Here is a 25,452-nt window from a genome sequence, read left to right as displayed (position 1 = left end):
GTACGGACCCACCAGCCCGCCGCGAACCCACCTACCGCAGGGGATAGCGTTGACCTCATGAACGACGCGGTGGAACGGGCTGAGAGCACCGTCGCCGCGATGGCCGAGTGGCTCGCCGGAGGCGGGCCGGAGCACTGGGTTGTGGAGACCTCGGGGTCCACGGGCAAGCCCAAGCGGGTGATGCTCTCGCGGGAGGCAGTGAAGGCGTCGGCGGCGGCGTCGGCGCGACGCGTTGGGGCTAGCGGGCAGTGGTTGCTGACGCTGCCCGAGTCGTACGTCGCCGGGGCCAACGTGATCGCCCGCTCGCTGCTCGCGGGGTTCGAGCCGGTGATCGCCGCCGCCCACGAGTCCTTCGCCGAGGCAGCGGGGACGATGAAAGACGGGCCTCGGTTCGTCTCGATGGTGCCGACCCAGCTGCACCGGATCATCGAGTCGGGCGGGGACGACCTCGCCGCGCTGGCCGGCTTCCACACGCTCCTGCTCGGCGGCGGCCCGATCGATCCGTCGCTACGCGCCCGCGCCGAAGCGGCCGGGATCAACGTCGTCGCCACCTATGGCTCGGCCGAGACCTGTGGCGGGTGCGTCTACGACGCGATGCCGCTGGACGGGGTCGGGATCGCGATCGGCACCGACGGCCGGGTACGGATCAGCGGCCCGACGCTCTTCGACGGCTATCAGGACGACCCCGAGCAGACGGCGAGCTCCCTGGTGGACGGGTGGTTCCTCACCTCCGACGCCGGCACGCTGGACGAGGACGGCCGGCTCCGGATCCTCGGCCGGGTCGACGACATGGTGATCACCGGCGGCGTGAAGGTGCCTGCCGCGCTCGTCGCCAGAAGGCTCCGCGAGCACCCGGCGGTCGAGGCCGCGGAGGCCCTCGGCGTCCCCGATGAGGAGTGGGGCCAGCGGTTGGTCGCCTTCGTCGTCGGCGACATCGACGCCGCGGAAGCCCGCGACTGGGTCGCGGCGGAACATCCGCGCTCCTGGGCGCCACGACAGCTCGTCGCGCTCGACGAGATCCCGCTCCTCAGCAACGGAAAGCCCGACCGGCAGGCCCTGCTCGCGCTGGCCGCGACCAACGAGGCGGAGATCCGATGACCGACCAGCCGCACGTCTTCGCCCTCCCGATGACGACCCGCTTCCGCGGGATCGCCGAGCGTGAGGGCCTCGTCTTCGCGGGCGCAGGCGGGTGGGGCGAGTGGTCGCCGTTCCTCGACTACGACACCCCCGAGATCGAGCCCTGGCTGCGCTGCGCCGAGGAGGCGGCCGCGGGGGACTGGCCGGCGCCCGTGCGCGAGACCGTGCCCGTCAACGCCACGGTGCCGGCGGTCGGTCCAGACCGCGCCCACGAGATCGTGACCCGCTCCGGCTGCGCGACCGCGAAGGTCAAGGTCGCCGACCCGGGCCAGAGCCTGGCCGACGACATCGCCCGCGTCGAGGCGGTTCGGGACGCCCTCGGCCCCGCCGGCAAGGTGCGGATCGACGTCAACGGGCTCTGGACGGTCGACGAGGCGCTCGCCGCGATCGGGGTCCTCGACCGGGCCGCAGGCGGGCTCGAGTACGTCGAGCAGCCCTGCCCCACGGTCGAGGAGCTCGCCGACGTACGCCGCAAGGTCGATGTCCCGATCGCCGCGGACGAGTCGATCCGGCGGGCCGCGGACCCCTATCGCGTACGCGACCTCGAGGCTGCCGATGTGGCGGTGCTGAAGGTGCAGCCGCTGGGCGGCGTACGCGCCTGTCTGCGGATCGCCGAGGACATCGGGCTGCCCTGCGTGGTCTCCTCTGCGCTGGAGACCTCGGTAGGGATGGCCGCCGGGATCGCGCTCGCGGCAGCGCTGCCTGAGCTGCCGTACGCCTGCGGGCTGGGCACGGTCTCGATGCTCACCGAGGACATCGCCGCCACCCGGCTCCTTCCATCCGGCGGGTTCCTGCCGGTGCTCCCGGCCTCGCCCGTGCCCGAGCGCCTGCTCGCCGACCCGGCGCTGAGCGCCTCCCCGGAACGTACGGAATTCTGGCGCAGGCGTCTGGCCGATGTTCTCGCGTACCGAGAGACCCTCCGATGAAGAGAGCACGCATGGCCACCGCAACTGAGCTTGCCCGAGCGGTCGTCGCCGCGCTCCTCGAGGCGCGGGTCACCGACATCGTCATCGCGCCCGGATCACGCAACGCACCGTTGTCGTTCGCCGTCCTCGACGCGTCGCGAGCGGGGCTCGTACGCCTGCACACCCGGATCGACGAGCGCTCCGCCGGCTTCTTCGCACTCGGCCTGACCAAGGTCGGCTCGCGCGCGGCGGTGATGTGCACGTCCGGCACCGCGGTCGCCAACCTGCACCCGTCGGTGCTCGAGGCCGCTCACGCCGGAGTGCCGTTAGCAATCGTCACGGCCGACCGACCGGCGCGGCTCCGCGAGACCGGCGCCAACCAGGTCACCGACCAGGTCGGCATCTTCGGCCGCCTCGTGGAGACCATCGACCTGGCCGGGGCGCCCGACGAGAACGACGTCGCCGCCCTCGACTCCGCACGCGGCCCCGTCCACTGGAACCTCCAGCTCGACGACCCGCTGACCCCGCCCGACCGCTGGCAGCCGGGGAAGATCGAGGTCCGCCCGGCCCCGGTACGTCCGGAGCTGCTGATCCACGAGTCGATCGCGGCCGGCGCCGGGACGCCGCACACGGTCGTCATCGCCGGTGACGACGCCGGCCCGCCCTCCCGGGTCCTCGCCCAGGACGGCGGCTGGCCGCTGCTCGCCGAGCCCTCCTCGGGCGCCCGCACCGGCGACAACGCTCTGCGCTCCTACCGGCTGCTGCTCGAGTCACCGCTCGCCGAGCGGATCGAGCGCGTCGTCGTCTACGGCCACCCGACCCTCTCCCGACCGGTCACCAACCTGCTCGCCCGCGCCGACATCGAGGTCATCGCGGCCCCGGTCGACGGTGTCTGGCCCGCACGCCCGTTCCGGGTCGACCGCACGATCCGCACCCGGCTCCACGTCGAGGGCGAACCCGATCCGTTGTGGCTGGAGGAGTGGCGCGAGGCCGACCGCGACCTCGGTCGACGAGTGGACCGGCTGCTCCACGAGCAGCAGGAGATGACGGCGTACGACGTCGCCGGCTGTGTCGCCCGCGCCCTGCCCGACGGCGGGCTGCTGATGCTCGGCCCCTCCAATCCCGTACGCGACCTGGACCTGATGATGCGGCCCAACCGCGTCGGCGGGCGACGGAAGGTGCTGGCCAACCGCGGCCTGGCGGGCATCGACGGCATCGTCTCCACCGCGATCGGTGCCGCCGCCGGCCGCGAGTCGTCGACCCGCGCGCTCGCGCTGATGGGCGACGTCACCTTCCTGCACGACGCCGGCGGCCTCCTGCTCGGTCCCGAGGAGGTCCGCCCGGACCTCACCATCGTCGTCGCCAACGACGACGGCGGCTCGATCTTCGCCTCCCTCGAGCAGGGCGCCGACGACTACGCCGACAGCTTCGAGCGCCTCTTCGGCACCCCGCACGGGACATCACTGGAAGCGCTCTGCGCCGCCCACCGCATCCCGCACCTCGCGGTCACCAACGTGCCCGAGCTCGAGGCCGCCCTCGCCTCCCCGAACGGCGGCATCGAGGTCGTCGAGGCCGTGGTCTCCCGAGACGGCCGCCGGGAGCTCGACCTGGCCATCCGCGCCCTCGCCCGTTCCTGAGTCGTGGACCGAGCGCGACGTGGCACAGTGAGCGCGTGAGCGAACAGGCGCAGCCGCAATGGCCGACCGTGGTGCCGTACGTGGAGTCCTACTCGGGTGCGACGCGGGTGATGACTCTGGAGATGGCATCCACGGCCAAGGAGAAGTTCATCGCGACGATGCCGCCGATCGTAGCGATCGACGGGCGTGACTATTGGGTCTATTGGGGCCAGGTCAGCTTCGAGATCCCCGCTGAGCGTGCTTGCCATGTCAGCGTGCGATGCGAGGGCGGACAGAGCGGCGGACAGTATTCGCAGGATCTCGGATTCCGCGTCGCCTCTGCGCTGCTCCCGCCCGGCGCGGAGCCCGTGCGGATGCAGTACCTGTGCCACTTCGCTTCCGGCGTCGGATCGATCACCATGTCCTGATCAGCGTTCGTCGACCTGGAGCAGGTCGCCGGGCTGACATTCGAGTACGTCGCAGATGGCGGTGAGCGTCGAGAAGCGAATCGCGCGCGCACGGCCGTTCTTGAGGATCGAGGCGTTCGCCAGGGTGATCCCGATCCGGTCGGCAAGTTCGGTGAGCGTCATGCCGCGCTCCTCGAGGAGCGCGTCGAGGTGCACGGTGACGCGATGGTCGTCGGTCATATGGTCAGTGCCGCCTCGTCCTGCAGCACCACGCCGCGGCGCATCACGCGGCTGAACGTGAGCGCGGAGATGCCCAGGATGAACGGCGCCCAGTCCGGGCCGCCGATGCTGGCGACTTCCAAGGTCCACATCAGGTCGAGCATGGGCGCAGCGGCTGAAGCGATGAAGATCCCGTTGCCGATATCGCTGCCGATCGGGCCGATGATCGCCATCGCGATCAGAAACCAGCCGAGCGTACGCAGCATCCGGGCCGGTTCTGCTGTGAAGATGCCGTCCCGGCGGGCGGCCTGGATGGCCCGGCGAGCGAGCAGGCACCCTCCACCCAGGAGTATCAGGCCGAGGATCGGCCCGATCGATGCAGCCCATTGCATCGCCCAGCTCGGATGAGTGGTGCAGAACATCGTTCCCGACGACTGAACGCTGGAGCCTGGCTTGGCGAGGGGTTCACCGGTTGCATCGCCGTCCGAGCCTGTCATGAACGAGTCGGACTCGACGCACACATGGTCGGAGAACCGGAGCACCCCCGCGTTCTCGGCCTTCCCGAACAGATGAAGGACCGTGATCACCACGCAGAAGAGGGCGAACGCGACGGTCAGCGCGAAGAGGGCGTCGACCAGGACACTCAGGGGTGCGAGGGGTTCGCGTTCGCGCGTTGGTTTCGAACCATGCAGGGCCTGCGACATCTCACGCCTTATCGTTTCTCGATACTATCGAGAAACGATAAGGCATGGTGCTGCTGAATGTCACGGTTTCCAGTACGGGTCTCGGCCGATGAAGCCGAGGAGCTGCTCCTGCGGGGTGGCGTCGGCCGGGACCTTGACCCTGGGACCGAACTGGCCGGAGGCACGCATCGCGTCCTCCATAGCCGCAGCGCCGGCCAGCATCGCCGCGGCACGCTCGGCGCCGAGGTCGTAGTCGCGGGCCAAGGCGCGGGACAGGTCCCAGGAGTGCATCCAGATGTCGGGCGTGTAGATCTCGGATAGCGCCACGTCGAGCGGCTTGTCGCCCATGTGCGGGTTGGAGATCATCCGGCCGGCGGGGTCGTCGAAGAGCCCCTGGATGTCGGCGGTGTGCGTCTTCCAGGCGGCGACCGGGTCCGCGGCGATGTCGATCGGCGCCAGATCCATACCCGCCGACCCGCGGAGGAAGTCGCGTGGCCACTCGATCAGGTGGGTGACGACGTCGAGGGCCGTCCAAGCCGCCACCGGGCTGGGGCGACCCCAGTCCTCGCCGGCGGCGGAGCCGACGAGCTCGGCGAACCGGGCCGCGTCGTACGCGTGCTGCTCGCTGCTGCTCAGGGCCGCGGCGTTCACGAGAGCTCCGCGAGGAGCTCGTCGAGCTGCTCGTAACCCTGGAGGACGCCCTTCTCCATGCCGCTGGCCATGATCGCGGCCTGGGTCTCGAAGGACTCCACGACGCTGAGGCCGGTCAGCCGGGTGCGGCCGCCGGGGAGCGGCTCGAGGGTGAGGAACTCCAGCGAGGCCCCGTCGGGTGCGCCGCGCCAGGTGAAGGTCTGCACGATGCGCTCGTTCTCTCGCACCTCGTGGAAGCTGCCGAAGAACTGGGTGAACTCGTCACCGTCGCGCTCGGCGGAGTAGGCCCAGGAGCCGCCGGTGCGGAAGTCCCACTCGGTGATGGTCATGTCGATGTCGCGCGGGCCGAGCCACTTGGCGTACAGCTCCTTCTCGGCGTGGGCGCGGAAGACGAGCTCCGGGGGAGCGTCGAACTCGCGGACGATGGTGATCGTCGGGGTCTCCTTGGAGGCCTCGATCGTGGTCTCGTGCTTAGTGGTGGTCATGATGCGTCCTCTGCTCGTGATGATTGTCGCGATGGAGTGCTTTCCTGCATCTCGGCGAGGAGTGCGTCCAAGCGCTGGTAGCGCTCCTCGGCCTGCTGTTGATATCTCTCGATCCACTTGGTCATGAGGTCGAACACCTCCGCTTCGAGACGTACGGGCGCGCGGCGCGACTCGCGGCTCACCAGGCCGGCGTCCTCGAGCACCTTCAGGTGCTTGGAGACGGCCTGGAGGCTGACGTCATAGGGTGCCGCCAGCTCGCCGACCGTCGCGTCCGCGGACGAGAGCCGGGCGACCAGGTCGCGCCGGGTCGGGTCCGCCAGTGCCGCAAAGACTCGGGAGAGTCTGTCCTCGCTCATCTCGTACTCCTCAACCATTCGGTTGATAACGAGGCTAGGCCGCCGTCCCGAAGTTTGTCAACCATCAGGTTGAGTAACTTGCTTACCGGAAAGCATTCCCCGGGGGACATCGGTTGCGGCACCATGTCTGTCAGTGCAAGTCTCCTCCTCGGGAAAGGCCTAGCCCCCATGAGTCCTTCGCGCCGTAGATCCATGAGAGCGACCGCTGTAGCAGCCGGTCTCCTCCTTGCCATCTCCCTCTCCCCGACCCAGTCCGCCGGCGCCGCCGAGAAGGACGATCGCCGTCTCACCCAGACGGCGAGGGCCCACGGCGTCACGTCGGAGCACGGCGCGTACGTCGGCTGGTCGACGCCCGGCTCGAAGGCCACGGGCGGTACCGCCAACGACACCCCGATCACCGCGCAGGCTTCGGTGTCCGGCATCGACGTCTCCGGCCACCAGGGCAACGTCGACTGGGCCTACTGGTGGGGTCAGGGGAAGCGGTTCGCCTACATCAAGGCGACCGAGGGCACCTACTACCGCAACAGCACCTACTTCCCGCAGCAGTACAACGGCTCCTACAACCAGGGCTTCATCCGCGGGGCCTACCACTTCGCCAACCCCTCCGATTCGGGCGGCGCGGCGCAGGCCGACTACTTCGTCAACAACGGCGGCGGCTGGTCGGCCGACGGGAAGACCCTCCCGGGCGTGCTCGACATCGAGTACAACCCCTACAGCGGCGGCACCTGCTACGGCCTTTCCCAAGCCTCGATGCGTTCCTGGATTGCGGCGTTCCTGGACCGCTACCGCGCCCGCACCGGCCGCGACGCGGTCATCTACACGACCACCGACTGGTGGACGACCTGCACCGGCAACACCTCGCAGTTCGCAGCCGCCCACCCGCTGTGGATCGCGCGCTACGCCAGCTCGCCGGGCACCCTGCCCGCCGGCTGGGGCTACTACACCTTTTGGCAGTACACCTCGTCACCGCTGGACCAGAACACCTTCAACGGCGCGTACGACCGCCTGCAGGCGCTCGCGCGCGGCTGATCCGTTTCGGGGTGGACCCCGGTCCTCACAGACCCAGCTGGGTCTTCCAAGAACCGAGGGCCGGGGTCCACTCGAAGACCCGACGCTCCGCGATCAGCCCGACCGCGAGGAACGGGTCGTCGTCCAGAGCCTTCTCGACCGCGTCGACCTCGCCCTCGAAGACGAGCAGGCCGGAGCCGTCGGAGGTGGGGCCGGAGAGCAGCAGGTTGGGCTGGCTCGCCAGGAACTCCCGGTGGGCGCCGAGGTGCTCGGCGCGTACGTCGGGGAGGTCGTTGTAGGCGTACAGAACCACGACGAGGGCCATCAGAGGTCAGCCCCGTCCGCGAGACGTACGTAGCCGCGCTCGGCCGGGATCAGGTTGCCGGCCTGGGTGTCGAAGACCCCGGAGCCGAACTCGGAGTAGACCCGGTCATGGATCGCGACCGTCTTTGAGGCGCCGACGGAGCGGGCGAAGTCGATCAGCTCGGCCGAGCGAGCCCACGGCGCGGAGACCGGCAGGAAGAGTACGTCCACGGCCTGGCCGGGGCCGTCGAGCGCGTCGCCCGGGTGGAAGATCTTCGTGTCGCCGGCCTGGATCAGGTAGCCCGAGTTGTCGAAGTGGGGCAGGTCGGCGTGGATGACCGCGTGCTTCTCGTTGATCGCGGTGACCGGGAGTCCGGCGTCGAACGACTCGCCCGGCTTCACCACCGTGGTCCGCTCGTGGACCGCGGGAGCGCCCTTCTGGATCTGCGCCGCGACCGCGCCGATGGTGTAGATCGGGGCGTCGCTGCCCTCCAGAAGGGCGGGGTTGTAGTGGTCGGGGTGCTCGTGGGTGATCAGTACCGCCGTCGCGCCGTCCAGCGCCTCGGGCTCGGCGAACACGCCCGGGTCGACGACCACCACCGCCCCGTCGTGCTCGATCCGGACACAGGAATGGCCGAACTTCGTGATCCTCATGCCGCCGAATCTATCGCGGGTGGGTTAGACGTCGGAGCGGACCATGTTGGCGAGCCACAGGCCGAGGAAGAACGGAAGGAGTACGCCCCAGCCCATCTGCACCGCGGAGTCCTCCGGCAGCGCGACCACGCCGATCATGGCGATGGCGCTCGGCAGCGCTCCGGACACGATCGCGATGCTCGTCTCGACGGCGGGGTGGTTGCTCCGGGAGTAGGCGAGATAGAGGCCCATCGCCGCGGCCGCCACGGCGTAGAGGATCGTCAGCACCGCGGCGACGACCAGGAGCTTGTAGGCGCCCGGCGCATCGTCGGGGCGGTCGCCCAGCCAGGCGATCGCCGACCAGAAGCCGTAGCTGTCGCCGTCCTCGCTGTCGTCGTGGACGATCCGGTACGCCGGCACCGAGATCATCGCGACGATCAGGACCGGAACCACGAGCAGCTGCGTACGTGCCAGCCGGTCGGCGGTCTCCTCTCCCTCGCGCAGGGCTGAGCGAATGAGACCGTCCGAGTTGTCCATGAACGGAGGTTAAGACAAGGCATCCCGGATCGGGACGAACTTGGCCTGGGTCTCGGCCAGCTCGGTCGCCGGGTCGGAGCTCGCCACGATGCCGCAGCCGGCGAAGAGGCGGGCGGTGCGGTCGTCGATCATCTCGGCGGTACGCAGCGCGATGCCCCACTCACCGTCGCCGGTGGCGTCCATCCAGCCGACCGGGCCGGCGTAGCGGGCACGCTCCATCGACTCGATCTCGGAGATGAGCTCGACGGCGTCCTCGCGCGGGGTGCCGCCGACGGCAGCCGAGGGGTGCAGGGCTGCGGCCAGGTCGAGCGAGCTGACCCCGTCGCTGGCGACACCGGTGATGTCGGTGGCCAGGTGCATCACGTTGGGGAGCTTGAGCACGAAGGGCGCGTCGGGCACGTTCATCGAGGAGCAGTGCGGCTCCAGCGCGTCGGCGACCGACCTGGCGGCGTACTCGTGCTCCTCGAGGTTCTTCGAGGACTCGGCCAGCGACGCGGCGAGGGCGTGGTCGAGGTTCTCCTCGCCGGTGGGCCAGATCGTTCCCGCGAGCACGCGGGAGGTGACCAGGCCGCGCTCGCGGCGTACGAGCAGCTCGGGGGTCGCGCCGAAGAGGTCGTCGACGTGGAACGTCCAGCAGGTCGGGTACGCAGCGGCCAGCCGCCGCAGCACGGCGCGGATGTCGATCGGGGCGCTGGCCGCGGCCAGCAGATCACGAGCGAGGACGACCTTGTCGAGGTCGCCGTCCTGGAGCCGGGCGACGGCGTCGGCGACGATCCGCATCCAGTGCTCGCCGTCGACGTACGCATCAGCGAAGACGACGTCGCGCGGCGCCTCCGGCTCGGGCATCGGAGTCAGCGGAGGAGGGGGTGCGGCGGCCGGACCGACTGTGGTCACCCAGGCGACGTCACCGCGCTTCCCGACGACGACCGCGGGGACCTTGAGCACCGAGAATCCCGGCAGGTCCGCGAAGGCGAAGGAGCCGAAGCCGACCAGGCCGGTGCCGGGCTCGCCCACGGGATCGGAGACGGTCGAGACCGCGGCCAGCTCCTCGAACCACTTGGCTGCGTGCGCGAACCGCTCCGGTCCGGACGTACGGATCTCGGCGGCGGTGCCCCAGCCGACCAGGCCTTCGCCGTGGCGGACCCAGGACAGAACGCGCCTGCGGGCGGGCAGCAGGGCGAGCAGGTCGTCGAGCGTCTCCGACCCGGCATCGAGTGCCACGGTGGTGGCTACCAGGGACGGCTGCTCAGACTCACTCACACCCCCAGGGTATCGGCGTGGTGTCGGCGAGGACGAGTCGAAGTGATGTATGGCATCCGCCCCGGGTTGCCATATATGACCATGTGGGTTGTAGCGTGCGCTTGCGTGAGTACCAACAAAGAGCAGTCGTTCATCGCAGAGAACGGCATCACCCTCGGCATCATCGCCTTGGCCCTCTTCGTCGTGCTGGGCGTAGGCCTGCCACGGTGGGTTGGCGACTCCGAGTCCCACTCGAGTGCGAAGATCACGCTCCCGGAGACGCTGTCGGGCGGCTACAAGCCGGCGGACAAGAAGTCCTCCTACGACCTCGACGTGATCAAGAAGCAGGGCGCGTCCGAGGAGCAGCTGGACCTCTTCATCAAGCAGAACGCGGCCAGCTCGAAGACCGAGGACCGCAACGTGTCCGACGCGCTCGGGTTCTCGATGGCCTCGCGCACCTACATCACCAAGGACATGAAGAAGTCCGTGATGGTCCGTGCCTTCGCCGGTGACGGCAGCGCCTACTACGGCGGTGGCGAGGTCTCCAAGGTGGGCGACAACGTCTGCTACTCCAGCGCCGACCAGTCGACCGGTCAGACCCAGGCGACCTGCTCGCACGCGTCCAACGACCTGACCGTCCAGGCGACCGCTGCCTCGAAGAAGGACGCGGCGAAGTACGCCGACGAGATCTTCGAGAAGCTCGCCTGAGTTCGGTCCCGGACACAGACCCGAGACAGAATCAGCCCGTGACCCGAGCAGATCTGGACAAGCAGCCCGGCGAGGTTCGTCGGATGTTCGACGCCGTGGCCAAGCGCTACGACGTGACCAACGACGTGCTCTCGCTCGGCCAGGACCGACGCTGGCGACGCGAGGTCATCAAGGCCGTCGACCCGAAGCCCGGCGAGCTCGTGCTCGATCTCGCCGCCGGCACCGGCACATCGTCCCAGCCGTTCCTGGACGCGGGCGCCGAGGTGGTCCCGACCGACTTCTCGATCGGGATGCTCCAGGTCGGCAAGGAAGCCAAGCCCCACCTGCCGTTCACGGCTGGTGACGGCACCAAGCTGCCCTACCGCGACGCGACGTTCGATGCGGTGACGATCTCGTTCGGCCTGCGCAACATCGTCGACCCGGCGGCCGGCCTGCGTGAGCTGCGCCGGGTCACCCGCCCCGGCGGCCGGATCGTGGTCTGCGAGTTCTCGCACCCGACCTGGAAGCCCTTCCGGACGGTCTACGTGGAATACCTGATGAAGGCGTTGCCGCCGGTCGCTCGAGCGGTATCGTCCTCCCCGGACGCCTACGTCTACCTCGCCGAGTCCATCCGCGCATGGCCCGACCAGGCAGGCCTCGCCGCCATGCTCTCCGAGGCGGGTTGGCAGGCTCCGACCTGGACGAACCTCTCGGGTGGAATCGTCGCACTTCATCACGCAACCGCTTGATCTCTGCGAAAGTTCAACTATGACCACGACGTTGCCATGGGACGGCATCTTGATGCCTCGCGAGGCCTACGGGCCCGCAGCGGTCAAGGCCAGGGACTCACTCACCGACGCGGCCGCTCAGGGCGACTGGCGCCGCGCGCTCTCGCAGGTGCGCAACGACTACACCGTCGGCGTCAACACCTGGAAGATCGGCGGCGAGTCGATGTTCACGCCGCTCCACCACGCCGCCTACCTCGGTGCGCCGCGGGAGACCGTCCAGGAGCTGCTCACGCTGGGTGGAGTCAGGTCCCTGCCGACCGCCCACGGTGAGACGCCCTACCAGCTCGCCAAGCGGCGCGGTCACGACCACCTGCTCGACATGCTCGACCCCTACTTCCGCCCCGGCACCCCGCTCGGTGACAACCTCGAGAACGTCAACCTGCACGTGAACACGACGCTCGCGGAGCTGACCGCCGAGTTCCGTGGCGAGCACCAGTTGCGTACGTTCGACGTACGGCTCATCTCCGAGGAGGGCGGCCCCGACGAGGCCTGGTTCACCGCCCCGGGGATGTACGGCGGCATCCGGATCGGCATGTTCTGGGGTCGTGCTCACTTGGAGTACAACTCCCGCATGGGCGACTCCTACGCCGTCGTCGGCCCGGAGGGGTCGGCCTACGTGAGCCGTTCTAAGCGCGCCCTCCCCGCCCTCCCTGGTCGCTGACCAGTTCCTCGACAAACCCCTCCGGGTTTCCGGGTTTTCGCCGTACGCCGGCCCATGGTCGGTCACACTCCGACCGTGGTGCACTCATGGACCGTGACCCGGGAGGGTCAGCGGCAACTCATTCGGGCGGCGAGAAGGGTCTCGCTCTGGTCACGAGCAACGCTGGTACGGCACGTCCTGATGGCCGTTGGGTCTTGGCTGGTCCTCGTCGTCCTCGTCATCCCGTGGATGCTGAACGACGATTCCAGGACGATCGGCAGGCTGGACCGGATCGGGCTGTGCGTGCTCGGGATGGTTTCTGTCGTGCTTTCTGTCATGTGGCTGAGCGTCCACAGGTCGATCATCGCCAAACAGATCGTCGCTGCCTATCCGGTCGGCCAAGTCGCCTTCTCCGAGACGGATGACCGCGGATTTCGGATCGCCCATGCCCTCGGGGAGACATCGTGGCACTGGGACCAGATCGGCGGTGTGCGGAGCAACGCCGCTGTGCTCGGAGTCCCTGATCGGCTGACAGCACGCCCCGACCAATCCCCACCTGGGCTGATGCCACGGTTGAGCGTGTGGGTGCCCCGTGAGCTCGTGGCAGACGCTGCGCTCGTGCGCCTCAGGCTTCCGGTTGTTGGCAAGACGCCGGCGCCCTCGCAGCATGGGTTCCCGCGCGGCACTGCGGTCGCGCAGCCCCGCACGTGGGTCGTGACAGCTGACTCCCAACGTAGGTTGGCGCATGGCGCCTGGTTGGCGCTGATCCTCGAACCGCAGATCCTGGTGGCGCAGATTCTCCTCGCTGTCGCTGCAGTAGGACAGACGGCCCTCGCGGTCGTGATGACACTGGGCGGGTATGGCCCGGGTTCGATGAGCCTTCTGCTCCCTGCTCTCTTCGCCTTGAACATCTGGACACCCTGGTGGACATCGCGTCGCCAGATCCGAACTCTCTTCCCCGTCGGATTCAGCGCATCGCTGCAGATCGAGGACGTGGGCATGCGGGTGCTGACTGCACAGGACGAACAGGTGATCCCGTGGAGGATGTTCCAGACGTCCCGGATTCGGGGAACCGCCTTCACTTATCCGAACCCGGTCCAGTCGATGGCTCGCGAGACCATTCCAGCGCCGTTGGTTCCTGATGACGTCTTGAGGCGGCTCGGATGCCGTCCGCTCGGTACACAGCTTGCGGAGTCGGAAGGTGTTCCCGCAGGCCAGTGACTGCGTTTGGCGTGGGCTGGGCGTTCAGTTGCCGACGGATGAGAGGGTCAAGGCATGCCTGACGCTCGCGAAGACTTGATCATCGACCTGAACCCGCTCCCGGACGAGATCGGCGGTCGGCTGAGGGCTCAGCTGGAGTTCATCGCCGAAGCCGACAAGCTCAAGACGATCCTGCGCGCCTCGCCCTTGGCCGCGGCCGACCGGCGTGAGAACGACGCCGAGCACTCCTGGCACCTCGCGCTGATGGTCCTGCTGCTGGCGGAGTACGCCGACGAGCCGATCGACGTCGGGCACGCGATCAAGCTCGTGATCATCCACGACATGGTCGAGATCTACGCCGGCGACAGCCCGGTCTTCGACGCCGCCGCGGTCGTCGACCAGGTCGAGCGCGAGATCGCTGCCGCCGAGCGACTCTTCACGATGCTGCCGCCGGATCAGGCCGGTGAGATCCGCGCCCTGTGGGACGAGTTCGAGGCCGCTCAGACCCCCGAGGCGCGCTTCTGCAAGGCGATGGACCGCCTCGAGCCGATGCTCCTCAACTGGCTCAACCGGGGCGGGACCTGGGGGATGCCCGGCGCGACCGAGACCACGGTCCGCGCCCGCGAGGCCGGCGTCGTCGCCGCCTCGACCACCCTCGGCGCCGCAACTGACGCCATCGTCCTCGCGGGTCTAGCCAAGGGCTGGATCCGCCCCGACCCCGACTGAGCCCAATACCGCCGAGTCGGCGCATCCTGACGCGAAATCCGGCCGAGTCGGCTCGTCATAACGAGCCGACTCGGCGAGATTTCAGGTGAGGACGGGCCGACTCGGCGGATTCCTGCGTGTCTGGATCCGCCCGATCCCGGCTGACGGGGATCCGTTCCGAGTTTGCCCACATTCCCTCCCCGGTATCCGTTACGCTGCGGCGACTTTGGGCTGCGGGGACGCTGAGGGGAGCCGCTCGTGGACGTGGACGTGGTGCCGGGATCGGTGACGGACTGGACCGTCACGCTCGATGATCAGCGTCGGCTGAAGCGAGCCGCGGTGAGGGCTCAGGTGGCGAGCCCCGGATTCTGGATCACGTTGGTGGTGATGCCGCCGATCTTGACCGGGACCTACCTGTGGGCCTGGGGCACACCGATCGATCATCTTCCGTTCGATGTCGAGCTGAAGTTGACCGCGGCGGCGACGGTCGCGCTCCAAGTGCTCCTAGGGGTAACTGGAGTCCAGTCGGTGCGCAGCCGGGTCGAGGGCGATTTCCCGGTCGGATCCACGTTCACGTCGTGGGCGATGAAGACCGGTCTGGGGGTGCGTACGCCCAACCGCCTCGCCTTCTACCCGTGGTCACGGCTCACTCAGGTCGATCGGGGATCGGCGACCGTGCGGTTCCCGCAGCGGATCGGCCGGTTCACGCTGCACGTGCAGACGTCTCTTCTGGCCGGGCCCGAGGAGCTTTCGAAGTCGCTGGACTTCCCGGTTCAGTTGATCGGTCCGGGCATCGCTCGCGAGCTGACGATGAGGTCAGGTCGGTCTGCGGAGCCGGCGCTTGTAGGCGAGCCAGTCGTGATCGATCGAGCGCTTCACCAGCGTCTCAGCCGCGGCTGGATGCGGCAGCAGATGGGGTGGTCAATGTGGGGCCTTCCGGCGTTAGCGGTCTTCCAATGCACGACCACCCTGATCGACGGCTCCTACCGGCCAATGATCGTCTGGACGCTGATCCTGCTGCTCTACACAGTGAGTGGGCTGCGCGGAGGGCAGGGCCCGATCTCCGCCATGTATCCGGTCGGCGCGACCATCGCCGGCTCGGTGGGCGAATCTGTCCTGATCCAGGGGCCGTGGGGAAGTGTCGCCTGGCAACGGGGCTGGCTCCGACAGGTCCGGGTGGCCGAGCACACCGTGGCGTACGAGATCCTGCAGAGCCGACCGCGCAGCGGACTGGCCAGGTTGGACAAGCGGGTCCTCGTCGTCCCCCGAGGCTTCCTCGACACGCCGGCGCCGGCTGCCAGCGCCGAAGTCTGACCCCGCCACAACCCCGCCATGGCGTGATTCTGCAGGCGTTTGCCGCCGGATGCGGCGCGCATTTCCACCATGGCGAGAAAGTGCCGCGCGCCATTTCGGCAACCCACTTGCAATCCGCCGCAGGAGTGGCAGGATGTGAGTTGGCCCACATTGTGATTCCATTCACAAAGTCTCAAGAAGGGGTGGGTCGCTCAGGGTAGGAGGCGAGATGGAGCTCTACGTGCCGGTGCTCGCGTTGGCGGGACTGGCGACGCTCTTCGCGGTCGGTTCGGTGATCATGAGCTCGGTCGTCGGACCGAGCCGCGCCAACCAAGCCAAGGCGGATCCCTACGAGTGTGGGATCGAGGCCACGCCACAGGCGCTGGGCGGTCGCTTCCCGGTGAAGTACTACATCACCGCGATGCTCTTCATCATCTTCGACATCGAGATCATCTTTCTCTACCCGTGGGCCGTCAGGTTCGACGCGATGGGATGGTTCGGCCTCGCGGAGATGGGCCTGTTCCTGCTGACGGTGTTCGTGGCGTACGCCTATGTGTGGCGCCGCGGCGGATTGGACTGGGACTGACATGGGTCTCGAAGAAAAGCTTCCGAGCGGGGTTCTGCTCACGACCGTCGAAGGCCTGGCGGGCTACTTCCGCAAGGCGAGCCTCTGGCCGGCGACGTTCGGACTGGCCTGCTGCGCCATCGAGATGATGACGTCGGGCGGGCCGAAGTATGACCTGGCCAGATACGGCATGGAGGTCTTCCGGGCCTCCCCGCGGCAGGCTGACCTGATGATCGTGGCGGGCCGGGTGAGCCAGAAGATGGCGCCGGTGCTGCGCCAGATCTACGACCAGATGCCCGAGCCGAAGTGGGTGCTCGCGATGGGCGTCTGCGCCAGCAGCGGCGGGATGTTCAACAACTACGCGATCGTCCAGGGCGTCGACCACATCGTGCCCGTCGACATGTATCTCCCCGGCTGTCCGCCGCGTCCCGAGATGCTGATCGACGCGATCCTCAAGCTCCACGACAAGATCCAGGGCGGCTCGCTGGGCGTCAACGCCGAGCGCGAGGAGGTCGCCAACGAGACCGCGGCGCTGCGCCAGCTGCCGCTGATCGACCAGACGGGACTTCTGCGGTGAGCGACCAGAACAGCGGCCAGAACAGTGGCATGTTCGGGGTGGCGGACACCGGCGACACCAGCGGCTACGGCGGTCTCACCCGCCAGCACGCGATGCCGAGCCGCACCAGCGACGTCGGGGTTCAGCCCTACGGCGGCTGGTTCAAGGAGATCGCCGACGCCCTCGCCTTCACCGAGGCGGAGGCGGTCATCCACCGCGGCGAGCTGACCTTCCACGTACGCCGCGAGCGGCTGCTCGAGGCCCTGCAGGTGCTCCGCGACGAGCTGCGCTTCGAGCTCTGCTCCGGAGTCTCCGGCGTGCACTACCTCGCTGACCAGGGCAACGAGCTGCACGCGGTCTACCACCTGCTCTCGATGACGTACAACCGCCGGGTACGGGTCGAGACCTCGGCCCCCGACGAGGATCCGCACGTGCCGAGCGCGGTGGCCATCTACCCGACGCTCGACTGGCACGAGCGCGAGACCTACGACATGTTCGGGATCGTCTTCGACGGACACCCCGGACTGACCCGGATCCTGATGCCCGACGACTGGCCGGGCCACCCGCAGCGCAAGGACTACCCGCTGGGCGGGATCCCGGTGGAATACAAGGGCGCGACGATCCCGCCGCCGGACACCCGCAGGAGCTACTCATGACGACCACAGAGGACGAGGGACGTACGTTCACCGTCACCGGCCAGGACTGGGACGAGCTGACCGACGCCCTCAAGGACGTCAAGGACGAGCGGATCGTCGTCAACATGGGTCCGCAGCACCCCTCGACGCACGGGGTGCTCCGGCTGATCCTCGAGCTCGAGGGTGAGACGGTCACCGAGGCGCGTGCCGGGATCGGCTACCTCCACACGGGCATCGAGAAGAACATGGAGTACCGGTCCTGGACACAGGGGACCACGTTCGTCACCCGGATGGACTACCTCTCGCCGATCTTCAACGAGACGGCGTACGTCCTCGGGGTGGAGAAGCTGCTCGGCATCGGCGCCGAGGTGCCGGAGAAGGCCGACGTCATCCGGGTCCTGCTGATGGAGCTCAACCGGATCTCCTCCCACCTGGTGGCGATCGCGACCGGCGGCATGGAGCTCGGTGCCCTGACCGTGATGACGATCGGGTTCCGCGAGCGTGAGCTGTGCCTGGACCTGTTCGAGTTCATCACCGGCCTGCGGATGAACCACGCCTACATCCGGCCCGGCGGCGTCGCTCAGGACCTGCCGGACGGAACCGTCGCGCGGGTGACCGAGTTCATCGAGCTGATGAAGAAGCGCCTGGAGGAGTACGCCGCTCTCTGCAACGCCAACCCGATCTTCAAGGGCCGCCTGGAGCAGGTCGGCTACCTCGACCTGGAGGGCTGCCTGGCGCTCGGGCTCACCGGCCCGATCCTGCGCTCGACCGGCTACCCGTGGGACCTGCGCAAGACCCAGCCCTACTGCGGCTATGAGGACTACGAGTTCGAGGTCATCACCTGGGACACCTGCGACTCCTACGGCCGGTTCCGGATCCGGCTGGCCGAGATGTGGGAGTCGCTGCGGATCATGGAGCAGGCCCTCAAGAGGCTGGCCGATCTCGACGGCGCCCCCGTGATGGTGGCCGACAAGAAGATCGCCTGGCCCTCGCAGCTCTCCGTCGGTCCCGACGGCCAGGGCAACTCCCTCGACCACATCCGCCACATCATGGGCGAGTCGATGGAGGCCTTGATCCATCACTTCAAGCTGGTGACCGAGGGCTTCCGGGTGCCGGCCGGCCAGGCGTACGTCGCGATCGAGTCGCCGCGCGGAGAGCTCGGCGCCCACGTGGTCAGCGACGGCGGCACCAAGCCCTACCGGGTCCACTTCCGAGACCCGTCGTTCACCAACCTTCAAGCCACGAGCGTGATGTCCGAGGGCGGCATGGTTGCCGACGTGATCGTGGCGATCGCGTCCATCGACCCGGTGATGGGAGGCGTCGACCGATGACGCTTGCTGCTGAGACCTACGACGAGCTGCGCGAGATCGCGGCTCGCTACCCCCAGGCCCGCTCCGGGCTGCTGCCGATGCTCCACCTGGTGCAGTCGGTCGAGGGCCGGGTCACGCCCGAAGGGATCCACGCCTGCGCCGAGGTCCTGGGCCTCACCCCGGCCGAGGTGAGCGGGGTGGCGACCTTCTACACGATGTACAAGCGTCATCCCGTCGGCACCCACCACGTCGGTGTCTGCACCAACACGCTGTGCGCGGTCATGGGCGGCGACGAGATCTTCGCCTGCCTGCGCGAGAAGCTCGAGGTCGGCAACGACGAGACCACCGCTGACGGCGCGATCACGCTCGAGCACATCGAGTGCAACGCGGCCTGCGACTACGCGCCGGTGGTGATGGTCAACTGGGAGTTTTTCGACAACCAGACCCCGGAGTCGGCCTCGCAGCTGGTCGATGACCTGCGCGAAGGCCGCGAGGTCGTGGCCTCGCGCGGCGCCCGGATCACGAGCTGGCGCGAGGCCGAACGGGTTCTCGCCGGCTTCGAGGACGGGCTCGTCGACGAAGGGCCCGCGGCCGGGTCGGCGTCGGTTGTCGGGCTGGAGCTCGCCCGCGAGCGCGGCTGGGCCGCGCCCGCCGATGCCCACGGCTCCGCCGACGTACCGGAGGAGCTGCCCGAGGCCGTCGAGGTGGCCGACACCCGTCGCGCCGAGTCGGAGACGATCGCCGAGGAGGCGTCCGATGACTGACACTCTGACCCCGGTGCTGACCGCCAACTGGGGCGACGAGCGGGCCTGGACGTTGCCCGCCTACGCCGAGCAGGGCGGCTACGACGCGCTCGATGTCGCTCTCGGGATGGCTCCCGAGGACGTACAGACGATGGTCAAGGACTCCGGGCTCCGCGGTCGCGGGGGCGCCGGGTTCCCGACCGGGGTGAAGTGGGGCTTCCTGCCCGCGCCCGACCCCGAGAAGCCCAAGCCGCGCTACCTGGTGGTCAACGCCGACGAGTCCGAGCCGGGCACCTGCAAGGACATCCCGCTCATGATGGCTTCGCCTCACACTCTCGTCGAGGGCGTGATCATCTCCTCCTACGCCATCCGCGCGGAGCGTGCCTTCATCTACGTACGCGGCGAGGTGCTGCATGTGATCCGGCGGCTGCAGGCAGCCGTCCGGGAGGCCTACGCGGCCGGCCACCTCGGCAAGGACATCCACGGCTCCGGCTACGACCTCGAGCTGGTCGTGCACGCCGGTGCCGGGGCCTACATCTGCGGAGAGGAGACCGCGCTGCTCGACTCGCTCGAGGGGCGCCGCGGTCAGCCGCGGCTGCGGCCGCCGTTCCCGGCCGTCGCCGGTCTCTACGCCAGCCCGACCGTGATCAACAACGCCGAGTCGATCGCCTCGGTGCCCGCCATCGTGAAGAACGGCGCCGACTGGTTCGCAGGCATGGGCACCGAGAAGTCGGCCGGCGTCGGCATCTTCTCGCTCTCCGGTCACGTCAAGAAGCCGGGACAGTACGAGGCACCGCTCGGCATCACGCTGCGCAAGCTGATCGAGCTGGCCGGAGGCGTACGCGAAGGGCATGAGCTGAAGTTCTGGACCCCGGGCGGCTCCTCGACCCCGCTGTTCACCCAGGAGCACCTCGACGTGACGCTGGACTTCGAGGGCGTGCAGGCGGCCGGCTCGATGCTCGGCACCCGCGCGCTGCAGATCTTCGACGACTCCGTCTGCGTGGTGCGCGCGGTGCTGCGGTGGACGGAGTTCTACAAGCACGAGTCCTGTGGCAAGTGCACCCCGTGCCGCGAAGGCACCTGGTGGCTGGTGCAGGTGCTGGAGCGGCTGGAGAAGGGCGACGGCAAGCCCGAGGACCTCGACCTGCTGCTCGACCAGTGCGACAACATCCTCGGCCGCTCGTTCTGTGCGCTCGGTGATGGCGCGACGAGCCCGATCACTAGCTCGATCAAGTATTTCCGGGACGAATACCTGGCCCATCTCGAGCAGGGTGGCTGTCCCTTCGACGCCAAGAAGTCGACCGCATGGGCGGAGGCAGTTCAGTGACCGATGTGACCGTCAAGATCGACGGACATGACGTGACCGTGCCCGAGGGCACGCTGGTGATCCGGGCGGCCGAGGAGGCCGGAATCGAGATCCCGCGCTTCTGCGACCACCCGCTGCTCGCGCCCGTCGGCGCCTGCCGACAGTGCCTGGTCGACATCCCCGACGCGGGCAACGGCCGCGGCTTCCCGAAACCGCAGGCCTCCTGCACGATCCCGGTCGCCGAGGGCATGGTGGTGGAGACGCAGAACTCCACGGCCGTGAAGGCGCAGCACGGGATCATGGAGTTTCTCCTGGTCAACCACCCGTTGGACTGCCCGGTGTGCGACAAGGGCGGCGAGTGCCCGCTGCAGAACCAGGCGATGTCCCACGGCCAGGGTGAGACCCGCTTCGAGGGGACCAAGCGGACCTTCCCGAAGCCGATCAACCTCTCGCCCAACGTGCTGCTCGACCGTGAGCGGTGCATCGTCTGCCAGCGCTGCACCCGCTTCGCCGCCGAGATCCCGGGTGACCCGGGGATCGCGCTGATCCAGCGTGGCGCACAGCAGCAGATCGGCATCGCCGAGGACAAGCCGTTCTCGTCCTACTTCTCCGGCAACGTCATCCAGATCTGCCCGGTGGGCGCGCTGACTTCGGACGACTACCGGTTCCGGGCTCGGCCGTTCGACCTGGTCTCCACCCCGAGCGTCGCCGAGCACGACGCCTGCGGCGCCGCGATCCGCATCGACCACCGCCGCGGCAAGGTCATGCGCCGCCTCGCCGGCAACGACCCGGAGGTCAACGAGGAGTGGATCACCGACAAGGACCGCTTCGGCTTCCGCTACGCCGTCCGCGACCGGCTCACCTCGCCGATGGTCCGTGAGGACGGCGAGCTCCGGCCGGCGTCCTGGCTGGAGGCCGTCGCCATCGCCGCCCAGGGTCTGGCCGGTGCCGGCTCGGTGGGTGTGCTGCCCGGTGGCCGTCTGACGTTGGAGGACGCGAAGGCGTACGCCGCCTTTGCCCGCACGCTTCGCACTCCCCACATCGACTTCCGCGCGCGACCGCTGTCGGAGGAGGAGACCGGCTTCCTGCGCTCGCGGGTCGCCGGGACCAGCCTCACCTACGCCGACCTCGACGCCGCCGACCACGTCGTTCTGGTGGGCCTGGAGCCCGAGGACGAGGCCGGGACGCTCTTCCTCCGGCTGCGCAAGGCGAACAAGAGCGGTCTGCGGATCACCACCCTGAGTCCGTACGCCTCGGAGGGCTCACGCAAGCTCGGAGCCGAGGTCGTCCTGACCGCTCCCGGTGCCGAGAAGGATGTGTTGTCCCAGGTCAGCGGGGTCACCGAGGCCTCGGTGATCCTGGTCGGCGAGCGGCTGGCGACCAGCCCCGGCGCCTACTCCGCCGCTGCTGAGCTCGCCGACCGCACCGGCGCCAGGCTCGCCTGGGTGCCGCGTCGTGCCGGCGATCGGGGTGCGGTCGAGGCAGACCTGCTGCCCGGTGAAGGTGGCCTCGACGCCGAGGCCATCGTCCGCGCCGGCCTCGACGCCCTGGTGATTGCCGGCGTCGACCCCGACGACACCGCCGACCCGGCGGCCTTCCTGGCCGCGCTCGACCAGGCCGGCTTCGTGGTCAGCCTCGAGCAGCGGGTCACCGCCGTGACCGAGCGCGCCGACGTCGTACTCCCCGTCGCCACCGCCTCGGAGAAGGCCGGCACCTTCGTCACCTGGGAAGGTCGCCGCCGCCCGTTCCCGAAGGTCTTCGACAAGCCCGCCGCCTACTCCGACGCCGAGGTTCTCGGCCACATCACGACCTCGCTGGTTGAGCCCGCGAGCGCAGCGAGCGGTGTCGAAACCAACACGGCTTCATCGAGCGCGGAAGGGGACCGTGTTGGTCTCGACACGCCTCCGCCTAGCGGCTCCGGCGGCTCGACCGACGAAGGCGGCTTCCACCTGGCGACCTGGCACCTCATGCTCGACAACGGGACGCTCCAGAGCGGCGACAAGGCGCTGGCAGCGACCGCGCGACCGGCGTTCGTACGTATCCCGGCAGCGCTCCACGAGAAGGTCGGTGACGTCGTGACGATCACCGGGGACCGGGGGAGCTGGACGCTCCCGGCGCTCCCGGCGGAGCTGGCCGACAACACCGTGTGGGTGCCGACGAACAGCTTCGGCCGAGGCGTCTGGGCGGACCTCGCGTCGCCGGGCTCGACGGTCACGGTGGTCTCGACAAGCTCGACCTCCGAGGAGGACCAGTGAACGGGCTGGAGCAGTTCGGCCAGGACCCCTGGTGGATCATCGCGATCAAGGTTCTGCTGGTCTTCGTCGTCTGCGTCGTGCTGACGCTGTTCAACATCTGGTGGGAGCGCAAGGTCGTGGCCCGGATGCAGCACCGCATCGGGCCCAACCGGCACGGGCCGTTCGGTCTGCTCCAGTCGCTCGCCGACGGCGTGAAGCTGGCGCTCAAGGAGGACCTCACACCGGAGAAGGCCGACAAGATCGTCTTCATCACTGCCCCGATCCTGGCCACGGTGCCGGCGTTCGTGACGTTCTCGGTGATCCCGTTCGGTCCGGAGGTCAACCTCTTCGGCGTCCAGACGCCGCTGCAGCTGACCGACATGCCGGTCGCGGTGCTGTTCGTGATGGCGATCGCCAGCATCGGCATCTACGGGATCGTGCTGGGCGGCTGGGCATCGGGCTCGACGTACTCCCTGCTCGGTGGTCTCCGAAGCAGCGCCCAGATGATCTCCTACGAGGTCTCGATGGGCCTGGCGCTCGTCACCGTCTTCCTGATGGCCGGCAGCCTGTCCACGAGCCAGATCGTCGCGGCCCAGACGGACTGGTGGTTCGGCGCCCTGCTGCTGCCGTCCTTCGTCATCTACTGCGTCTCGATGGTCGGCGAGACCAACCGCGCGCCGTTCGACCTTCCGGAGGCCGAGGGCGAGCTGGTCGGTGGTTTCCACACCGAATACTCCAGCCTGAAGTTCGCGCTCTTCTTCCTGGCCGAATACATCAACATGGCCACGGTCAGCGCGCTCGCCACGACGCTGTTCCTCGGCGGCTGGCGGGCCCCGCTCGGCCTCGGCACCGTCTGGCCCGGCGCCAACGAGGGCTACTGGCCGGTGCTGTGGTTCTTCCTGAAGATGTTCTTCTTCATCTGGGTCTTCATCTGGCTGCGTGGCACGCTGCCGCGGCTGCGCTACGACCAGTTCATGTCGCTCGGCTGGAAGGTCCTCCTCCCGGCGAGCCTCGCCTGGATCGTCGTCGTCGCGGTGATCAAGATGGCCGCGATCCAGGGCGGCTTCAGTCCCAACTGGATCCTCTTCGGCTTCGGTCTGGCCGTCACGGTGGTCGTCGTGCTCGGCTTCCTCAACCGGCTTCCGGAGAAGGAGGCCCAGGTCACCAAGGCGACCGGCGGCTTCCCCACGCCCACCCTGCCGCAGGGCGGGGCCGTGCGGGGTGCCGCGCAGCCGCTCGTGTTCGGACCGCCGGCCGTGCAGACAGCCACCAACGGCGTACGCATTCTTCCGTCTCCTGAGGAGGCCAAGTGAGCAACGACGACCGCTCGTTCAAGGAGCGTTTCTGGGACCCGGTGAGCGGGTTCGCGGTGACGTTCGGGACGCAGTTCAAGAAGCCGGTCACCGAGCAGTACCCGCAGCAGAAGGAGCCGACCGAGGAGCGCTTCCACGGCCGGCACCAGCTCAACCGGCACGCCGACGGCTTGGAGAAGTGCATCGGGTGCGAGCTGTGCGCGTGGGCGTGCCCGGCCGACGCCATCTACGTCGAGGGCGCGGAGAACACCGAGGAGGAGCGCTACTCACCCGGTGAGCGCTACGGCCGCGTCTACCAGATCAACTACCTGCGCTGCATCCTGTGCGGGCTGTGCATCGAGGCTTGCCCGACGCGGGCGCTGACGATGACCAATGAGTACGAGCTCGCCGACACCACGCGCGAGAGCCTGATCTACGAGAAGAAGGACCTGCTCGCGCCGCTCGAGGACGGGATGGAGGCGCCTCCGCACCCGATGTTCCTCGGCAACGACGACACCTCCTACTACGCACCGGAGCCCAAGGAGCCCATCCGATGAGCTTCGTGATCCTCGCCTCGGTCATGGTGATCGCGGCGATGGGCCTCCTGTTCGCGCGCAAGCCGGTCCACGCCGCGCTGTCGCTGGCGGTCGTGATGATCGGGCTGGCGATGATGTACGCGACGCTGGAGGCGCCGTTCCTGTTCGCGGTGCAGATCGTGGTCTACACCGGCGCGATCCTGATGCTGTTCCTGTTCGTGATCATGCTGGTCGGCGTCGACACCTCCGACCGGCTCAAGGAGACGATCGCGGGGCAGAAGGTGCTCGCCGTCATCCTCGGGGTCGGGCTCGGCGCGACGCTGATCGCGGGCGTCGGCCAAGCGAGCATCGCCACGATGCGCGGGCTGGCCAGCGCCAACGAGGGCGGCAACGTACAACGCCTCGCTGACCTCCTCTTCTCGCGCTACGTGATCGCCTTCGAGGCGACCAGCGCGCTGCTCATCACCGCCGCGATCGGCGCGATGGTGCTGGCCCACCGCGAGCGGATCGATCCGAAGCAGAGCCAGACCGACCTGGCCCAGCAGCGGGTCGCCGACTACGCGAAGAGCGGCAAGCACCTCGGCCCGCTGCCTCCACCGGGCACCTTCGCGCGGCACAACAGCAACGACACCCCGGCCCTTCTGCCGGACGGGTCGCAGAGCACGAAGTCGGTCCCGGCCATCCTCGCCGGCGGTCGTGCGGACGAAGGAGAGGACGCATGAGCGAGCGTCAGCGAGCGAGTCATGGGATCAACATGCCGCCGCGTTCGTATGATGGCGCTTG

30 protein-coding genes are annotated in these 25,452 nt (G+C 68.7%); 21 read left to right on the top strand and 9 right to left on the bottom strand.

All coding sequences use genetic code 11. The annotated features are described in order from the left end of the window. The first annotated feature begins 57 nt into the window (after positions 1 to 57). The 4 genes from AB0F44_RS11085 to AB0F44_RS11070 are packed head-to-tail and all read left to right on the top strand — an operon-like array spanning position 58 to position 4,086. Positions 58 to 1,098: an AMP-binding protein gene (locus AB0F44_RS11085; RefSeq protein ID WP_357355317.1), complete on the top strand. Its 1,041-nt coding sequence runs from the start codon at positions 58 to 60 to the stop codon at positions 1,096 to 1,098. After that, the gene (locus tag AB0F44_RS11080; RefSeq protein ID WP_357355315.1) at positions 1,095 to 2,063 is read left to right on the top strand and encodes an o-succinylbenzoate synthase; all 969 of its coding nucleotides are present in this window, start codon (positions 1,095 to 1,097) and stop codon (positions 2,061 to 2,063) included. The genes AB0F44_RS11085 and AB0F44_RS11080 overlap by 4 nt, the downstream gene beginning before the upstream one ends. An 11-nt stretch (positions 2,064 to 2,074) precedes the next feature. Continuing rightward, entirely contained in the window at positions 2,075 to 3,679 is a 1,605-nt protein-coding gene (menD, locus tag AB0F44_RS11075; protein ID WP_357355313.1) for a 2-succinyl-5-enolpyruvyl-6-hydroxy-3-cyclohexene-1-carboxylic-acid synthase, read from the top strand. A 35-nt stretch (positions 3,680 to 3,714) separates the two neighbouring features. Beyond that, positions 3,715 to 4,086, top strand: a complete 372-nt coding sequence (locus AB0F44_RS11070) for a hypothetical protein (protein ID WP_357355311.1) — start codon at positions 3,715 to 3,717, stop codon at positions 4,084 to 4,086. Here AB0F44_RS11070 and AB0F44_RS11065 read toward each other — a convergent pair whose 3' ends face one another. Genes AB0F44_RS11065 through AB0F44_RS11045 form a run of 5 tightly spaced genes read right to left on the bottom strand, consistent with a single transcriptional unit; the run spans position 4,087 to position 6,459 of the window. Next, the gene (locus AB0F44_RS11065) at positions 4,087 to 4,305 is read right to left on the bottom strand and encodes a helix-turn-helix transcriptional regulator (protein ID WP_357355308.1); all 219 of its coding nucleotides are present in this window, start codon (positions 4,303 to 4,305) and stop codon (positions 4,087 to 4,089) included. It abuts the gene before it with no gap. Continuing rightward, complete coding sequence (locus AB0F44_RS11060; RefSeq protein WP_357355306.1) at positions 4,302 to 4,988, bottom strand: DUF2975 domain-containing protein; 687 nt, start codon at positions 4,986 to 4,988, stop codon at positions 4,302 to 4,304. Before AB0F44_RS11060 ends, AB0F44_RS11065 begins: the two co-directional genes overlap by 4 nt. Positions 4,989 to 5,048: 60 nt before the next feature. After that, positions 5,049 to 5,618, bottom strand: a complete 570-nt coding sequence (locus AB0F44_RS11055; protein ID WP_357355304.1) for a maleylpyruvate isomerase family mycothiol-dependent enzyme — start codon at positions 5,616 to 5,618, stop codon at positions 5,049 to 5,051. Continuing rightward, positions 5,615 to 6,103 carry an SRPBCC family protein gene (locus AB0F44_RS11050; RefSeq protein WP_357355302.1) on the bottom strand — a complete coding sequence of 163 codons (489 nt, stop codon included), beginning with the start codon at positions 6,101 to 6,103 and terminating at the stop codon, positions 5,615 to 5,617. Before AB0F44_RS11050 ends, AB0F44_RS11055 begins: the two co-directional genes overlap by 4 nt. After that, positions 6,100 to 6,459 carry a metalloregulator ArsR/SmtB family transcription factor gene (locus AB0F44_RS11045; RefSeq protein WP_357355300.1) on the bottom strand — a complete coding sequence of 120 codons (360 nt, stop codon included), beginning with the start codon at positions 6,457 to 6,459 and terminating at the stop codon, positions 6,100 to 6,102. The genes AB0F44_RS11050 and AB0F44_RS11045 overlap by 4 nt, the downstream gene beginning before the upstream one ends. A gap of 192 nt (positions 6,460 to 6,651) precedes the next feature. Between AB0F44_RS11045 and AB0F44_RS11040 the strand changes: the two genes are divergently transcribed. Beyond that, complete coding sequence (locus AB0F44_RS11040) at positions 6,652 to 7,488, top strand: GH25 family lysozyme (protein WP_357355298.1); 837 nt, start codon at positions 6,652 to 6,654, stop codon at positions 7,486 to 7,488. Positions 7,489 to 7,513: 25 nt separating this feature from the next. Here AB0F44_RS11040 and AB0F44_RS11035 read toward each other — a convergent pair whose 3' ends face one another. Genes AB0F44_RS11035 through AB0F44_RS11020 form a run of 4 tightly spaced genes read right to left on the bottom strand, consistent with a single transcriptional unit; the run spans position 7,514 to position 10,200 of the window. Next, complete coding sequence (locus tag AB0F44_RS11035; protein ID WP_357355296.1) at positions 7,514 to 7,792, bottom strand: YciI family protein; 279 nt, start codon at positions 7,790 to 7,792, stop codon at positions 7,514 to 7,516. Beyond that, on the bottom strand, positions 7,792 to 8,424 hold the full coding sequence (locus tag AB0F44_RS11030) for an MBL fold metallo-hydrolase (protein WP_357355294.1): 633 nt from the start codon (positions 8,422 to 8,424) through the stop codon (positions 7,792 to 7,794). The genes AB0F44_RS11035 and AB0F44_RS11030 overlap by 1 nt, the downstream gene beginning before the upstream one ends. A 24-nt stretch (positions 8,425 to 8,448) precedes the next feature. Further along, positions 8,449 to 8,940, bottom strand: a complete 492-nt coding sequence (locus AB0F44_RS11025; RefSeq protein WP_357355292.1) for a hypothetical protein — start codon at positions 8,938 to 8,940, stop codon at positions 8,449 to 8,451. A gap of 9 nt (positions 8,941 to 8,949) precedes the next feature. Beyond that, on the bottom strand, positions 8,950 to 10,200 hold the full coding sequence (locus AB0F44_RS11020; protein ID WP_357355290.1) for an isochorismate synthase: 1,251 nt from the start codon (positions 10,198 to 10,200) through the stop codon (positions 8,950 to 8,952). Between the two features lie 105 nt (positions 10,201 to 10,305). Between AB0F44_RS11020 and AB0F44_RS11015 the strand changes: the two genes are divergently transcribed. The 16 genes from AB0F44_RS11015 (at position 10,306) to AB0F44_RS10940 (ending at position 25,391) form a co-directional block, all read left to right on the top strand. Next, complete coding sequence (locus tag AB0F44_RS11015) at positions 10,306 to 10,887, top strand: hypothetical protein (RefSeq protein ID WP_357355288.1); 582 nt, start codon at positions 10,306 to 10,308, stop codon at positions 10,885 to 10,887. Between the two features lie 38 nt (positions 10,888 to 10,925). Beyond that, a complete protein-coding gene (locus tag AB0F44_RS11010) occupies positions 10,926 to 11,615 on the top strand; it encodes a demethylmenaquinone methyltransferase (RefSeq protein WP_357355287.1) in 690 nt (229 codons plus the stop codon). Between the two features lie 19 nt (positions 11,616 to 11,634). Then, positions 11,635 to 12,315: an ankyrin repeat domain-containing protein gene (locus AB0F44_RS11005; protein ID WP_350665777.1), complete on the top strand. Its 681-nt coding sequence runs from the start codon at positions 11,635 to 11,637 to the stop codon at positions 12,313 to 12,315. A gap of 228 nt (positions 12,316 to 12,543) precedes the next feature. Next, positions 12,544 to 13,515 carry a hypothetical protein gene (locus AB0F44_RS11000; protein WP_357355285.1) on the top strand — a complete coding sequence of 324 codons (972 nt, stop codon included), beginning with the start codon at positions 12,544 to 12,546 and terminating at the stop codon, positions 13,513 to 13,515. A 54-nt stretch (positions 13,516 to 13,569) separates the two neighbouring features. Further along, complete coding sequence (locus AB0F44_RS10995) at positions 13,570 to 14,220, top strand: HD domain-containing protein (protein WP_357355283.1); 651 nt, start codon at positions 13,570 to 13,572, stop codon at positions 14,218 to 14,220. A 237-nt stretch (positions 14,221 to 14,457) separates the two neighbouring features. Then, a complete protein-coding gene (locus AB0F44_RS10990) occupies positions 14,458 to 15,513 on the top strand; it encodes a hypothetical protein (RefSeq protein WP_357355281.1) in 1,056 nt (351 codons plus the stop codon). 208 nt (positions 15,514 to 15,721) lie between these two features. After that, positions 15,722 to 16,078 (top strand): NADH-quinone oxidoreductase subunit A, encoded by a 357-nt coding sequence (locus AB0F44_RS10985; RefSeq protein WP_008356428.1) that lies wholly within the window; start codon positions 15,722 to 15,724, stop codon positions 16,076 to 16,078. Between the two features lies 1 nt (position 16,079). Further along, positions 16,080 to 16,634 carry an NADH-quinone oxidoreductase subunit B gene (locus AB0F44_RS10980; RefSeq protein WP_160025681.1) on the top strand — a complete coding sequence of 185 codons (555 nt, stop codon included), beginning with the start codon at positions 16,080 to 16,082 and terminating at the stop codon, positions 16,632 to 16,634. After that, entirely contained in the window at positions 16,631 to 17,269 is a 639-nt protein-coding gene (locus AB0F44_RS10975; protein WP_357355278.1) for an NADH-quinone oxidoreductase subunit C, read from the top strand. The genes AB0F44_RS10980 and AB0F44_RS10975 overlap by 4 nt, the downstream gene beginning before the upstream one ends. Further along, positions 17,266 to 18,579, top strand: a complete 1,314-nt coding sequence (locus AB0F44_RS10970; RefSeq protein ID WP_350665767.1) for an NADH-quinone oxidoreductase subunit D — start codon at positions 17,266 to 17,268, stop codon at positions 18,577 to 18,579. Before AB0F44_RS10975 ends, AB0F44_RS10970 begins: the two co-directional genes overlap by 4 nt. Then, entirely contained in the window at positions 18,576 to 19,322 is a 747-nt protein-coding gene (gene nuoE, locus AB0F44_RS10965; RefSeq protein WP_357355276.1) for an NADH-quinone oxidoreductase subunit NuoE, read from the top strand. Before AB0F44_RS10970 ends, nuoE begins: the two co-directional genes overlap by 4 nt. Continuing rightward, positions 19,315 to 20,628 carry an NADH-quinone oxidoreductase subunit NuoF gene (gene nuoF / locus AB0F44_RS10960; protein WP_357355274.1) on the top strand — a complete coding sequence of 438 codons (1,314 nt, stop codon included), beginning with the start codon at positions 19,315 to 19,317 and terminating at the stop codon, positions 20,626 to 20,628. The genes nuoE and nuoF overlap by 8 nt, the downstream gene beginning before the upstream one ends. Next, positions 20,625 to 22,862, top strand: coding sequence for an NADH-quinone oxidoreductase subunit G (locus tag AB0F44_RS10955; protein WP_357355272.1), 2,238 nt, complete (start codon positions 20,625 to 20,627; stop codon positions 22,860 to 22,862). Before nuoF ends, AB0F44_RS10955 begins: the two co-directional genes overlap by 4 nt. Beyond that, on the top strand, positions 22,859 to 24,154 hold the full coding sequence (gene nuoH / locus AB0F44_RS10950; RefSeq protein ID WP_357355270.1) for an NADH-quinone oxidoreductase subunit NuoH: 1,296 nt from the start codon (positions 22,859 to 22,861) through the stop codon (positions 24,152 to 24,154). Before AB0F44_RS10955 ends, nuoH begins: the two co-directional genes overlap by 4 nt. Next, complete coding sequence (gene nuoI / locus AB0F44_RS10945) at positions 24,151 to 24,690, top strand: NADH-quinone oxidoreductase subunit NuoI (protein ID WP_357355268.1); 540 nt, start codon at positions 24,151 to 24,153, stop codon at positions 24,688 to 24,690. Before nuoH ends, nuoI begins: the two co-directional genes overlap by 4 nt. Then, a complete protein-coding gene (locus tag AB0F44_RS10940) occupies positions 24,687 to 25,391 on the top strand; it encodes an NADH-quinone oxidoreductase subunit J (protein WP_350665755.1) in 705 nt (234 codons plus the stop codon). Before nuoI ends, AB0F44_RS10940 begins: the two co-directional genes overlap by 4 nt. The last annotated feature ends 61 nt before the right edge of the window (positions 25,392 to 25,452 follow it).

This window comes from Nocardioides sp. NPDC023903 (genome assembly GCF_040639295.1).
Taxonomy (GTDB): Bacteria; Actinomycetota; Actinomycetes; order Propionibacteriales; family Nocardioidaceae; genus Nocardioides.
Note: the sequence above shows the minus strand (reverse complement) of the source record. Positions and strands in the feature narration are given on the sequence as shown.

Coding starts and splice junctions, on each gene's coding strand:
- AB0F44_RS11025 (WP_357355292.1), bottom strand. CDS start 8,940: ATGGACAACTCGGACGGTCTCATTCGCTCAGCCCTGCGCGAGGGAGAG.
- AB0F44_RS11085 (WP_357355317.1), top strand. CDS start 58: ATGAACGACGCGGTGGAACGGGCTGAGAGCACCGTCGCCGCGATGGCC.
- AB0F44_RS10995 (WP_357355283.1), top strand. CDS start 13,570: ATGCCTGACGCTCGCGAAGACTTGATCATCGACCTGAACCCGCTCCCG.
- AB0F44_RS10970 (WP_350665767.1), top strand. CDS start 17,266: ATGACGACCACAGAGGACGAGGGACGTACGTTCACCGTCACCGGCCAG.
- AB0F44_RS10940 (WP_350665755.1), top strand. CDS start 24,687: ATGAGCTTCGTGATCCTCGCCTCGGTCATGGTGATCGCGGCGATGGGC.
- AB0F44_RS11040 (WP_357355298.1), top strand. CDS start 6,652: ATGAGAGCGACCGCTGTAGCAGCCGGTCTCCTCCTTGCCATCTCCCTC.
- AB0F44_RS11045 (WP_357355300.1), bottom strand. CDS start 6,459: ATGAGCGAGGACAGACTCTCCCGAGTCTTTGCGGCACTGGCGGACCCG.
- menD (WP_357355313.1), top strand. CDS start 2,075: ATGGCCACCGCAACTGAGCTTGCCCGAGCGGTCGTCGCCGCGCTCCTC.
- AB0F44_RS11030 (WP_357355294.1), bottom strand. CDS start 8,424: ATGAGGATCACGAAGTTCGGCCATTCCTGTGTCCGGATCGAGCACGAC.
- AB0F44_RS11000 (WP_357355285.1), top strand. CDS start 12,544: ATGCTGAACGACGATTCCAGGACGATCGGCAGGCTGGACCGGATCGGG.
- AB0F44_RS11060 (WP_357355306.1), bottom strand. CDS start 4,988: ATGTCGCAGGCCCTGCATGGTTCGAAACCAACGCGCGAACGCGAACCC.
- AB0F44_RS11005 (WP_350665777.1), top strand. CDS start 11,635: ATGACCACGACGTTGCCATGGGACGGCATCTTGATGCCTCGCGAGGCC.
- AB0F44_RS11035 (WP_357355296.1), bottom strand. CDS start 7,792: ATGGCCCTCGTCGTGGTTCTGTACGCCTACAACGACCTCCCCGACGTA.
- AB0F44_RS10985 (WP_008356428.1), top strand. CDS start 15,722: ATGGAGCTCTACGTGCCGGTGCTCGCGTTGGCGGGACTGGCGACGCTC.
- AB0F44_RS11065 (WP_357355308.1), bottom strand. CDS start 4,305: ATGACCGACGACCATCGCGTCACCGTGCACCTCGACGCGCTCCTCGAG.
- AB0F44_RS11080 (WP_357355315.1), top strand. CDS start 1,095: ATGACCGACCAGCCGCACGTCTTCGCCCTCCCGATGACGACCCGCTTC.
- AB0F44_RS11050 (WP_357355302.1), bottom strand. CDS start 6,103: ATGACCACCACTAAGCACGAGACCACGATCGAGGCCTCCAAGGAGACC.
- AB0F44_RS10980 (WP_160025681.1), top strand. CDS start 16,080: ATGGGTCTCGAAGAAAAGCTTCCGAGCGGGGTTCTGCTCACGACCGTC.
- nuoE (WP_357355276.1), top strand. CDS start 18,576: ATGACGCTTGCTGCTGAGACCTACGACGAGCTGCGCGAGATCGCGGCT.
- nuoF (WP_357355274.1), top strand. CDS start 19,315: ATGACTGACACTCTGACCCCGGTGCTGACCGCCAACTGGGGCGACGAG.